Origin of the sequence: Tianweitania aestuarii, from assembly GCF_018457165.1 — a bacterium.
Taxonomy (GTDB): domain Bacteria; phylum Pseudomonadota; class Alphaproteobacteria; order Rhizobiales; family Rhizobiaceae; genus Tianweitania; species Tianweitania aestuarii.
Window position 1 is genome coordinate 789,263 of sequence record NZ_JAFMNX010000002.1, and the last position, 12,076, is coordinate 801,338.

Annotated in this window: 10 protein-coding genes and 1 tRNA gene; 5 read left to right on the plus strand and 6 right to left on the minus strand. The window is 58.8% G+C overall.

Annotated elements, in window-relative coordinates; genetic code table 11:
- The first annotated feature begins 320 nt into the window (after nt 1-320).
- From JYU29_RS11850 to JYU29_RS11865, 4 genes are all read left to right on the plus strand, one after another.
- Complete coding sequence (locus JYU29_RS11850; protein WP_213984984.1) at nt 321-1,472, plus strand: ABC transporter ATP-binding protein; 1,152 nt, start codon at nt 321-323, stop codon at nt 1,470-1,472.
- Entirely contained in the window at nt 1,469-3,262 is a 1,794-nt protein-coding gene (locus tag JYU29_RS11855; RefSeq protein WP_213984985.1) for an ABC transporter permease subunit, read from the plus strand. The genes JYU29_RS11850 and JYU29_RS11855 overlap by 4 nt, the downstream gene beginning before the upstream one ends.
- A gap of 30 nt (nt 3,263-3,292) precedes the next feature.
- A complete protein-coding gene (locus JYU29_RS11860) occupies nt 3,293-4,387 on the plus strand; it encodes an ABC transporter substrate-binding protein (protein ID WP_213984986.1) in 1,095 nt (364 codons plus the stop codon).
- Nucleotides 4,388-4,511: 124 nt separating this feature from the next.
- Nucleotides 4,512-5,264: an IclR family transcriptional regulator gene (locus tag JYU29_RS11865; protein ID WP_213984987.1), complete on the plus strand. Its 753-nt coding sequence runs from the start codon at nt 4,512-4,514 to the stop codon at nt 5,262-5,264.
- Nucleotides 5,265-5,559: 295 nt separating this feature from the next.
- Here JYU29_RS11865 and JYU29_RS11870 read toward each other — a convergent pair whose 3' ends face one another.
- The 5 genes from JYU29_RS11870 to JYU29_RS11890 are packed head-to-tail and all read right to left on the minus strand — an operon-like array spanning nt 5,560 to nt 10,356.
- Nucleotides 5,560-6,615: an ABC transporter ATP-binding protein gene (locus JYU29_RS11870; protein ID WP_213984988.1), complete on the minus strand. Its 1,056-nt coding sequence runs from the start codon at nt 6,613-6,615 to the stop codon at nt 5,560-5,562.
- 11 nt (nt 6,616-6,626) lie between these two features.
- Nucleotides 6,627-7,361, minus strand: coding sequence for an ABC transporter permease (locus JYU29_RS11875; protein WP_213984989.1), 735 nt, complete (start codon nt 7,359-7,361; stop codon nt 6,627-6,629).
- A 56-nt stretch (nt 7,362-7,417) separates the two neighbouring features.
- Nucleotides 7,418-8,233, minus strand: a complete 816-nt coding sequence (locus tag JYU29_RS11880) for an ABC transporter permease (RefSeq protein WP_213984990.1) — start codon at nt 8,231-8,233, stop codon at nt 7,418-7,420.
- 56 nt (nt 8,234-8,289) lie between these two features.
- Nucleotides 8,290-9,330, minus strand: a complete 1,041-nt coding sequence (locus JYU29_RS11885) for an extracellular solute-binding protein (protein WP_213984991.1) — start codon at nt 9,328-9,330, stop codon at nt 8,290-8,292.
- A 48-nt stretch (nt 9,331-9,378) separates the two neighbouring features.
- On the minus strand, nt 9,379-10,356 hold the full coding sequence (locus JYU29_RS11890; protein ID WP_213984992.1) for a succinylglutamate desuccinylase/aspartoacylase family protein: 978 nt from the start codon (nt 10,354-10,356) through the stop codon (nt 9,379-9,381).
- 131 nt (nt 10,357-10,487) lie between these two features.
- On the opposite strand from JYU29_RS11890, the gene JYU29_RS11895 reads away from it, so the two are divergent.
- Nucleotides 10,488-11,264, plus strand: a complete 777-nt coding sequence (locus JYU29_RS11895; protein ID WP_213984993.1) for an IclR family transcriptional regulator — start codon at nt 10,488-10,490, stop codon at nt 11,262-11,264.
- Between the two features lie 580 nt (nt 11,265-11,844).
- Here the strand turns inward: JYU29_RS11895 and JYU29_RS11900 are convergent.
- A tRNA-Met gene (locus tag JYU29_RS11900) sits at nt 11,845-11,921 on the minus strand.
- Between the last annotated feature and the right edge of the window lie 155 nt (nt 11,922-12,076).

Below are 12,076 nucleotides of genomic sequence, written 5' to 3' on the forward strand. Positions count from 1 at the left end.
TCCGCCCGTTTCGAAGCGTCTTTCCGGCAAACGGTTGATGCTCCTCACCGCCGCTGGCCGGAATATAGAAGATAATCCGTTCCACAATATAGAACTTAATTCTGAAATTAAACGTATCGGGAGCATGGCGCTGCTGTCAATCACCATTCGCGCAGCCTAGCCTTTCCTTGTCCGCGAAAGGCAGCAACCATGTTCTCAACTTCACCCGCTCACGCGAACATCATTCCTTCCGGACGAACCCGGCTTGACAAGCGCCAAACTCCACCGGAAGATGATTACGGAATGCTGTTCTATATTATAGAACGTCAGGGAGGAGACTGATGGTTCAGAATGTCGCTTGGCGCGGAGAGCGCCCGGGCGGATCGACCACACACGCCGGTGGTACATCCAACCAATCACGCACGGTGATCGGATCAAGCATCGCGATCAACGAAGTGGTGAAGCGCTACGGCTCGTTTGTAGCCGCCGATCACATCAGCCTTGATGTGCAACCCGGCGAGTTCATCACACTGCTCGGCCCCTCAGGCAGCGGCAAAACAACTTTGCTGAACCTGGTGGCCGGCTTCCAGAAGCTGGATGGCGGCGCGATCCTCGTGGACGGCCAGCCCATTCATAACGTGCCGACGCACAAGCGCGGCTTCGGCATGGTGTTTCAAAGCTATGCCCTGTTCCCCAACATGACGGTGACGCAAAACGTGGCCTTCCCCCTGCGCATGGCGGGTGTCGACCGTGAAACCGCAGACCGGCGCGTCGCCGAAACGCTGGAAATTATGCGACTCAGCGAACATGCACAAAAGAACCCGAACCAGATGTCGGGTGGCCAGCAACAACGTGTCGCCATTGCCCGCTCCATCGTCATGCGCCCGAAGGTCGTTCTGATGGACGAGCCGCTGAGCGCGCTCGACCGCCGCCTGCGGGAATCGATCCAGATCGAAATACGCGATCTCCACCAGACGCTGGGCAGCACGATCTTGTTCGTGACCCACGATCAGGGCGAAGCGCTCACCATGAGCGACCGCATTGCCGTCATGGATGCGGGGAAGATCGTGCAGGTCGGCGATCCCGTTGAAATCTATCGCCATCCCAACAACAGCTTCGTCGCGGGTTTTGTGGGCGAGTCCAACCTGATCGACGCCGAGATCGTGCAAAAGCGCGGCTCCACCATGACGCTGAAGAACCGCGCCGGCTTCGTGTTCAACGCCGAAAGCCGGGCTGCGATCGATGTTGGCCGTGCCACGGTTCTTGTGCGTCCCGAACGCATCGCGATCAGCAACGAGCCGACGCAAAACAGCATCCCGGTAACCGTAACTTCGGCCCTGTTCCTGGGCGAAATCCTGCGCATCGAGGCACAGATGGAAGGCGGCGAAACGCTGCTGATCCGCGCTGGCGACAGCGCAACCCGCCATCTGCCTGATGTCGGCGATGTCCTGCATGCGAGCTGGGGCGCTGAAGATTGCTGGGTGCTGCAATGAGCACCGTCACCGCCGATTGGAGCGCCGCACCGGCCACCCCCTGGCGCGAGCGGCTGAAGAACCCGGCTTGGCTGCTCGTGCCGGCGGCAGGGTTCCTCGCTTTTATCTATCTGCTTCCGCTGTTCGACCTGGTCCGGATCGCGATGAGCGGCGCGACCCCATGGGTCTATTTCGAACGCGTTTTCGCAGTCCCGCTCTACTGGGATGCGCTCGTTCGCACGATGCAGATCTCCTTCACCGTGGCGTTTCTCTGCCTGTTGTTCGGATATCCCACCGCGCTTCTGATCCATCGCAGCAGAGGCATCACGCAGATGCTGATCGCCACCGCGATCATCCTGCCTTACTTCATCGCCATCCTGATCCGCACCTATGCCTGGATGGTGCTGCTTGGCCGCAACGGTCCGATCAACAAATTTCTGCAATGGCTCGGCATCCTGAGCGAGCCGGCACAGCTGCTGTTCAACCGCGGCAGCGTCCTGCTCGGAATGACGGCCGTTCTTCTGCCTTTGATGGTGTTGTCGATCTATTCCAGCGTGTCGCGGCTCGATCCCGGTCTGACACGCGCGGCCCAGGCAAGCGGTGCCGGACCGATCGCCACCTTCTGGCGCGTTCTGCTTCCGCTCACGGCACCCGGCATGGGTGCTGGCTTCCTTCTCGTCTTCGTGACCGCACTCGGCTTCTTTATCACGCCGACGCTGCTCGGCGGCCCGGGCGACATGATGTTTGCCATGCACATCACCCAGCAGGCGGATTTCGTGTCCAGCGAAGGCTTCCTGCAGGCTTTGGCCGTGGTGCTTTTGGCGATCACCCTCGTCGTGGTCGCCGTTGCCGGCCGTTTCCTCGGCTTCGAGTTCATCTGGGGCGGGGGCAAGCTCAACGAAACGCACGCCAAGCCACAAACCGACGACACCGCCACGTCGACGACCGTAACCGAACGCCGTACGATCGGCATGACGATCGCCGACACGATCGGCTGGCCGATCCTGCGGCTTCTGTCGGCCCTGCCCGGCTGGACCGGCACGCTGACCGTGCGCCTGATGGGCGGCTTCGTGATCGCAACCTTGATCGTGCCGATCATTGTCGTGATGATCATCTCCTTTTCCAAGGCGAGCTTCCTCACCTTCCCACCGCCCGGCTGGTCGTTTCGCTGGTACGAGAAGTTCTTGACCGACTCGCAGTGGATCTCGGCCTTCACCTCGTCGCTCACCATTGCCGTTATTTCCTCGGCTATGGCGGTGACCCTCGGTGGATTGGCAGCCATGGGCATCGTGCGCAGCCGCATCAAAGGCAAGACGATCCTGATGCTCCTGCTCGTATCGCCGGTAATCGTGCCGCCGGTGGTGCTAGGCCTGTCGCTTTACAGCCTGTTCCTCCAGTTCGATCTGGTGGGAACGATCGGCGGTCTCGCTGCAGCGCATGCGATCGGCGGTATTCCAATCGTCGTGGTGATCGTGGCGGCAGCGCTGCAGGGCGTCGACCCCAAGCTTGAACAAGCTGCAAGCGTGCATGGCGCCTCGCCGATCACCGTGTTTCGCACGGTCACGCTTCCGGCGATCGCGCCCGGCCTCGCCGCCGCTGCGTTCTTTGCCTTTCTGCATTCGTTCGACGAGCTGGTTTTGTCCTTGTTCCTGTCGAGCGCCAATCTGCAAACCCTGCCGCTGCGCCTTTGGGCCGACGTGAACTACCAACTGAACCCGGTTCTTGCCGTCGTCTCGACGCTGGAAGTCCTGCTGGTTGTGGGCGGCATCATCCTTGCGCGACCGGTTCTCGCCCGCTCGCGCGCAGCCTGAAAACGACATTACCAAGGGAGGAGAATGAGCATGAACCATCAATCGAGAAGCAGGCTTCTACTGGCAGGCATTGCCTCCGCCGTTATCGGCACGACCGCGCTGAGCCCCGCCTGGGCTCAGGAGAACGAGGTCGTGATGCAGGATCCGGGCGGCGCCTACGGCGAAGCGCTGCGCGAAGTCATGTATGACCCGTTCACCGAAGAAACCGGCATCAAGGTCGTCACTGTTCAGGAAGCGCGGTCAGGCCCGCGCATCAAGGCACAGGTGGAAGCCGGCCGCACCGAGTGGGATCAGGTCTTCATCTTCGATCAGGAAACCAAGCTGCTCGGCGACTGCTGCCTGGAAAAGATCGACTATTCCAAGCTCGATGAAAGCGCCCAGAAGACGCTGGCCACCATGCCGGACAACCTGAAGCGGCCGAATGGTGTGGCTTTGCAGGTGATTGGCATCGGACTGTCCTACAACACCGACAAGTTCAGCGGCGACAATGTTCCGCAAAGTTGGGCCGACTTCTGGAACACCGAGAAGTTCCCGGGCAACCGCTGCTTGCCGGCCTGGCCGCGCTTCGTGTTCGAGGCAGCCCTGATGGCGGACGGCGTCGCCAAGGAAGACCTCTACCCCGTCGACATGGACCGCGCGCTGAAAAAGATCGCCGAGATCAAGCCGCATGTATCGAAGTGGTGGACCACCGCCGCCCAGGCACCTCAGCTTCTGCTCGACGGCGAAGCCGATATGTGCATGGCCTATACCGGCCGCATCAACAGCCTCGTGATCAACGAAGGCGCACCGGTTGATCTCAACTGGAACCAGGGCTTCGTGTATTACGACTTCTTCTCCATCCCCAAGGGCGCGCCCCATATGGAGAACTCGCTGAAGCTCCTGTCCTGGCGTCTTGATGCCGAGCGCGCAGCCGAGCTGACCACGCAGTACCCGGTCGCCCTTCCGTCCCCGCTGGTGTTCGAAGCAGCCGATCCCGATGTCAGCCGCTTGTGGGCGAACAATCCCGAAAACCTCAAAAAGGCGGTGGAATGGAGCCCGGACTTCTGGGGCGCTCAATCACAGGATGGCCGCTCCACGAATGAAGAATACGGCCAGGAAAAGCTGAACGCGCTTCTGGCACAGTAAAGGCATTGCCCAATCCGATGGCCGCAACCACCAGCTGGTTGCGGCCATCCCCCGTTGAGATACCCGTTTAAGCTTGGCGCTGCCGCGTGCTAGAGCAAGCAGAGACGGCTCGAGCGAAGACCCCATGGACAAAGCTTTCATCAAAGGACTGCGCCTTCTCGAAACGCTTGCGGCCAGCGAGCAACCGCGTGGCGTGACGGATCTCGCAAGCGAACTGCAGTTCACGAAAAGCAATGTCCACCGTCTGTTGGCCACCTTGCAGGCGCAAGGTTATGTCCGGCAGATCCCGCCGCATAGCACCTACGAACTGACCACCAAGCTCTGGGAGCTCGGAAATAACGTCATCCGCAAGATGGACCTGATCACCGTCGCACAGCCGGCCATGCGCCGTTTGGCGGAACGAACCGGCGAAACCATTCACCTCTCGGTGCTGGATGGCAGCGACGTCATCTATGTCGATAAGATCGAAAGCGCCCATCACATCCGCGCCCATACCAGCGTCGGCGCGCGAGCACCCGCCTACACTGTCGCCACCGGCAAGGCGATGCTGGCGCAAATGCCGGAAGCCTATCTCGACGAACGCTTCAACGGCCACCTCGAGCGCTACACCGCAACCACGCGCACCAGCCTTGCTGAACTCAAGCAGGATCTCGAACAGGTCAAGACACAGGGCTACGCGTCCGTTTCGCACGGCGAATGGCGCGACGGCATCGCCGCCGTCGCCTGCGCCATCCTCGGCCGCTCCGGAGACCTCGTCGGCGCCATCGGCATGTCCGGCCCCGACACCCGCCTCAAGCGCAAGCAGCTCAAGCAGGTCTCGGAAGATGTCCGCGAAGCCGCCCGCACCATCAGCGCAGCGCTCGGGTTTACGTCTTGATGATGGAGACCTCGGCTTGGAGGAATGCTGAATCCGCGGGACCTTCTAAAGGGGGCAACCAGTATCAGCCAGCATCAGCACCACACGGTTCGGCACTTGAGCCCGATTGTCATTCGTCGAACAGCTTCCCGTCGAGCTTGGAAAGCGGCTCTTCGAGAAATAAATACGTTCGATCACAGCGCGATTAAAGCCTGTTGTTACATCTAGAAACGCGAACCCACCCGAGAAACTGCCGCATCTCCGTGCGAGGAGCAAAGCGCACGTTTGTGCAAGTTACGCGTAGCGTCGAGCAGGTTCACTTCGTGAAAGCACGCGTGCTGTTCGGGTCGGGTAAAAGGTTGATGGTGCTTCCTGACGAAGGAAGGGTCGGAAGCGATGTCCCGGGCACCTCGATCAGGAGATCTCCGCCCGTTTCTGTTGAAGCGCGGATGCGCGCCGTCGAGCCTTGGAATGTGACATCCTCCAGACGCGCCTTGAGGCCGGCATCTTCAGGATTGCCGATGGCTAAGTGCTCGGGGCGCATCATCACGTCGATCGCAGTTCCGTCAGCGGGAAGCGGCTGAGATGTAAGTTGCAAACGGATGCCGCCGCCGAGCTCCACGATGTGCTCCTTGTTGGAGATCACCGTCGCCGGCACGAAATTCGCCTTGCCTATGAACGAGGCGATGAAGCGGGTAGCCGGGCGATTGTAGATTTCGTCGGCTGATCCCAGCTGTTCGATAACCCCTTTGTTCATCACGGCGATCCGATCGGCAATGCCCATCGCTTCGCTCTGATCATGCGTCACGAAGATCGAGGTGAGGCCGAGATCACGCTGGATGCGCCGCAGTTCATACCCGGTGGAGTCACGCAATTTCGCGTCGAGATTGGAAAATGGTTCATCCAGAAGCAAAATGGCTGGATTGATCACCAAAGCGCGCGCCACTGCGACGCGTTGCTGCTGGCCTCCGGAAAGCTGGGATGGATAGCGCTGCGCAAGCCCATCGAGCTGCATCATAGACAGCACCTTGGTCACCCGCTCGGTAAGCTCAGGCGGACGAACGCTTCGCCGTCTCAATCCGAAAGCAATGTTTTCGAACACGCTGAGGTGAGGAAACAACGCGTAATTCTGGAAGACCAGTCCGCAATCCCGTTTGTAGGACGGCACATGGGTCACATCACGGCCTTTCAACCGGATTTCTCCGGCCGTGACGTCGACAAATCCGGCCACCATACGAAGCGTCGTCGTCTTGCCGCATCCGGATGGGCCAAGAAGAGCAACCATCTCGCCCTTATCAAGGCTGAGATCGAGGCCGGTGACGACCTTCGTTGCTCCGTAAGACTTAGTCAGGTTCTTGAGTTCGATTTCCATGAGGTTACCTGTCAGCCGCGCGTTCGCAGCCCAAAGAAGTGCATGATGACCATCACGACGCCGGTCAGGCAGACCAGCAAGCCTGCAACGGCTGCGACCACAGGTTCGAAGCCAAGTTGCACCGATGAATAGATCATCACCGGAAGGGTGGTTTGACCCGGCACCGATAGGAAGAGTGCCAGCACCACTTCGTCGAAGGACGTGATGAAAGCCATTGCAGCTCCAGCGATGAGGGCAGGCCGGATCACTGGCACTAACACAAGGAAGAAGCTTCTGATCGGCGTGGCGCCCAAGCTGAGTGCAGCCTCTTCGAGGCTTCGATCGAAACGCTGCAACAGCGGAAGCACGATGCGGATGACGTAAGGAATGCAGATGATGGATTGAGCAGCAACCAGCCTCCACGTACCGGTCGGCAGACCCGATCGGGTGAAGTAGGCAGTCAATGCCACCGCCATCACAAGTGTTGGAAGGATGAGCGGAGACAGGAAAAGAGCTTCCAGCGCCTTCGCTCCAGGAAAATCATAGCGCGTGATGGCGTATGCCGCGCACATACCCAGACTGGCAGAGATCAAAGCCACGATCGAAGCAAGTCGAAGGCTGAGTAGAAATCCGGTTAGATATCTGCCGTCGTTGAGGGCAGCTGCATACCACTTCAAGGTGAGGCCTTGAGGCGGGAAGGCGATGAAGCCTGTATCGCCAAACGGCGAAACAACAACCACAGCGATCGGCACAAGAAGATAGATCATCGCAAGGGATGCGAGGATCAGAAGCGACAACCCAAGCGGCGAGAGCAGACGAAACGTCATGTCTTGATCCCTCCACCATTGAGGAGCCTGCCGTAGATCAGCGACAGCAGAAGCACCGCCACAAGCAGAACGGTCGCCTGAACAGCGGCGAAGTTCCAGTCGAGCACAGTGACGGTCAGGTCGTAGATCGAGGTCGCCATAACAGCGGCTCGCGGCCCGCCGACCAGGCTCGGCGTGGCGAACGAACTGATCGCCATGGAAAAGACCAGCAAGGATCCAGAGAAAATACCGCCTTTCGCCAGCTTGATTGTGACAAGCCATAAAGCGGTAGTGGGGCGAGCACCGAGTGACATGGCGGCCAATTCAAGATCTGGCGGGATCGAGCGGAACACGGCGTAAAGGCTCAACACCATGATGGGCAAAAGCACCTGCGCAAGCGCGATGATCGTACCTGGCAAAGTATACATCAGCTGCGTCGGACCATCCGTCAGCGACAACCATTGCAGGAGGTCGGAAACAAAGCCGTTCCGGTAAAGCAGAACCATCCAGCCGAATGATCGCACCACGGCACTGACGAGAAGCGGGAAAGTCGTGATGATTAGAAGTAGCGTCGCCCAGCGCGACCGTGCCCGCGCCAGAAGATAGGCCAGCGGCAGGCCGAGCAGGATGGTGATCATCGTGGTCGCAACACCCATGACGAGCGTTCGCCATAGTAGCTTGAGATAATAGCTGTCGGAAAGAAACCTGACATAGAGATCGAGCGTGAACGCGCCGCCGCGATCCTGAAAGCCAAGCATCAGAAGAGCAAGCTGCGGCCACACAAAGAAGACGAGATAAAGCAGAACTGCAGGTGCAAGCAGGAGGACCGGCACAAGGGGGATTTTCCCCCCTCGCCCGGCATTCTCGGCTGGCATCGGCAACGCCGTTGTCACGACGCGATCTCTCGATTCCAGCGGTCAATCCAGGCTGCCCGGCTCTCGTTGATCTTGGCACGATCGAGCGAAACAAGCTGCGTCACGTCGGGCACATGCTGCGCGAGGTCAGCAGGCAATTTGGTGTTTGGATTGGTGGGCGTCCAGCGCATCCCCTCAGCGATCTTGATCTGAGCTTCAGGCGAAAGCATCCGATCGATGGCCGCACTCGCGACATCCGCGTTGGCTGCATCTTTGGCTATGCATGCCGTGATCTTGACGGCGGGGCTGCCTTCCTTCGGTGAGGTGAAGGCGATCGGCAAACCGGCCTGCTGGTTCTTGTAGGTATTGCCGGTGTCATAAGGCATCAGCCAGATGTCACCTTGTCCGAAAAGCGTCGGGATGTCGGACGCGGCTGCAAAGATGGTTTCGTCCTTGAGCTTCGCCATTGCTTCGAAGCCGGGATCTATGTTGTCTTCACTTCCGCCGAATGTCTTGGCCAGCATGACCAAGAAATCGGTGCCATAGCCGTTTGTTATAGCCGGAAAAGCGATATGTCCCTTGAGCTCGGGACGGAAGAAGTCCTGATAGCTCGTGGGCGGCGTATCGAACTTGTCTGTTCGGTAAACAAGCCCCTCGGCGATAACGGCCCAAGCAACCCAGTTCCCATCGGGGTCCCTCATGTCGGCTGCAAGAGCGTCGATCTGATCAGTTTCTGCGATCGCCTGTGTCAGTCCTTCACGAACAGCATCGACCTCCTGCCCGCCGGAGAACTGGTACATATCGATCTGCGGGCTGCCTTTTTCGGCAATCATTCGCGCCAGTGCCGCATTCGACTGCATCGGCATCTGCGTTGTTGTTGCACCGGTCTGTGCGTCGAACGGTTTGAAGACGGCATCTGCAACAATGTCCATCGTCGAGCCGCCGAAGCCGGTGCTGACCAGAGTTCGACCTTCAAACGGCTTGGCCTGCGCAAGTGCCTTGCTGCCGATCAAGGGGGTAGCAGTCATTGCCGCCATTCCGGCAATGACCGAGCGTCTGTTCAGGTGGATGTTCATGTCAAAGTTCCCTTCTGAATTGATGTTGGACAGTAAGCCTGCCTCTGATCAGCGTGTGCCGCGTCCCTTTGTTTCAACGATCTCGAACACCTGATCGCCGTTGTAGATCGGCATGTTCGGACGACGGATGGAACCGATCCATGCCGTTTTCACAGGGCAACGAACCTCTTCCACGACATCGCCGTAGAAGTTCACGATGTCGGCCAGGTGCTGACCTTCGACAACGTCGTCGCCTTCTTTGATGCGCGGCATGAAAAGGCCGCCATGCCTGCACTTCAGGTGCATCGCATCGCCGCCGAGTCGATAATCTCCTTCAAGGGGAGCTTTGCCTGGAAGCATGTCCATTGCCTGCGCGACGCGCTTGATCGCCATTTCGAGCCGCTCGACATCATGTTCCCAGACGCGGGCTCCGCCACCGCTTTCCACGATCAGCGAAGGCTTCCTGCCGATCTTGGTGTAGTTGGTGAAGTGGCAGCCCTTCAGACCGTCCTCCAACGAATTCCAGATGTAAGGGGCGCCGCACGCCCAGCCCAAACGCTCCGACTCTTGCCCTTCGGCCGTGCCGTTGTTGTGGAACAGCGTGTAGTGGCAGGTGATGGTGAGATCGCCGCCTGAGTGAAGGTCGAGCATGGCATCGGAATTCTCGACCGAAAGCTCCAGCAGCCGGTCGGCAAGCTGATAAGAGAGCGGCCCCTCGGGATCACCTGGAAAGACCCGGTTCAAGTTGAAGCCGTCTTGCGGCGTCAGGCGGTTGTATCCACGAAAGCCCAGCGGATTAGCCGACATCAAAAAGATGATCGTGCCGCGCAATTGGCTGAGATCGAGCGTCTTCAGAAATTTGAGAATTGCTGTGGGCCCAACAATCTCAGGCCCATGGATCAACGCCTGAACCCACAAGGCAGGCCCGTCGCCACGGCCGGAGGCAATCATGACCGGCGACGATACCGGCATCCCGTCAGGGTAGTCGCCCAAGCGAACTTCGCCTCGGGTCACTGTGCCGCTTTTTCGGTCGATATGGCTGAGCATGGCTCGTCTCCAGTCAATTCACGTCAACTGGTGATCACGATAACCCAACCGCGCGGGGACCTGTAAAGAGGAATTCCATATACACCATCCTCTTTTGTCCTATATGGAACAATTTCGATTATGGAGGTGAGATGAGTTCGCTGGATAATGGTCTGCGCATTCTTGCGCTGATCAACGATGCCCGACCGCTGCTGCGGGTCACTGACGTTTCTGAACTGCTGGACCTGCCAAAAGCATCCGTGTCCCGCACCCTGCGGGTGTTGTGCGATGCCGGTTGGCTGGAACGACAGCAAACGGGCAGCGGCTACGGAATGGGCCATAAGGCTTTGGAGTTGGCTCAGCACTATTATGCTCGCCATGCATGCATCGACAAAGTCGACGCGGCGCTGAAATTGCTGGTCGAACGCTATGGCTTCACAGGACATGCCGGGAAGGTTGTCGGCAGCGAACGTGTGTTGCTGATTGCGCGGCAGGGTTGGTACCCATTGCAACACGCCGCGAAAGTAGCCGAACGCAAATTTGCGTTCGACTCTATCATCGGCCAAGCGATCCTTGCCCGTGACAGCGACGAGGCTGTGTTTGCTGTTCTCGGGTTAAGAACGTCGGCCAAAGCGATCCATGGGCTTGATGAACAAACCGTAGCCAATGCTCTGAAGACCATTAGGACAGACGGCATTGCACTGAGCAACAGTCTGATCACGCCTGGCATATCGTCTGTGGGCGCAGCGTTGGAAGACCAGCGCACAGGTGAACGGATCGGCTTTTGCCTTTCCTTCCCAGCAAGCGCTGCCGACACAAAGCATCTCGAGAGTTTGAAAAGCGACATCTACACGTCTGCCCTAGAAATCGGCTGTGAAGTACGCGATGCCTTTTGGGAACAAAGGCGATCCAAACGCCCTAACTCCTAACCCCATCACCTGAGGTGATATTTTAGTCGACCGACCCATTCTTTGAGCAGCAGCAACCTAGATCTTAGCTCGAGTTCTTGGGTCTGATATCGGACCTATCCGGCAGCAAATCTGCCACGTCTCCTATCGGGCGGTACAACTTGGCCGCGATTGGTGCACCAGGTTCCAGCGGTGCCTGTTTGGTGATCATCTCTGCCAGCGCTGCGCGCAAGATTTCGGCGGGTCTTGGCTGGTGAGCGGGTTTTTCTCGCGCCTGGGTGCTATGAACACGAATAGCCTCCCGAAGGAGGCTTGAGCGTTTTATGTCGATGGTGAGTTGTGGGTAGGCTTTGCCCCTACGACCTTCAGGTTATGGTGAGCTCGCGAATGAGGAGCACCCTTCACCAGCGAAGCGAGGCTTTGCGCCAGCGGAACATGAGTTGGGAAGGTGGTTTGTTTGGTTGCAGGGGTAGGCTTTGACCCTACGACCTTCAGGTTATGAGCCTGACGAGGTGAGGCCTTTAAAGGATCGATCCTGTGAATCGATCCTGGGCCGAACGGGCTGCTTTTGGATCAGATGGCGTGACAGGAGAGAAGATACTGGTTGCGGGGGTAGGATTTGAACCTACGACCTTCAGGTTATGAGCCTGACGAGCTACCGGGCTGCTCCACCCCGCGTCACCATGGAACCGGGTTTTGGCCCGGGAGCGAAGTCAGGCGTAGCCTGATGAGGTGAGGCCGTTAAAGAAGCGATCCGGTGGATCGGTTCTAGGCCGAACGGGCTGCTCCACCCCGCGTCACCTGTGCGCGGTCCCTGTCGAGATTTGGGGCCG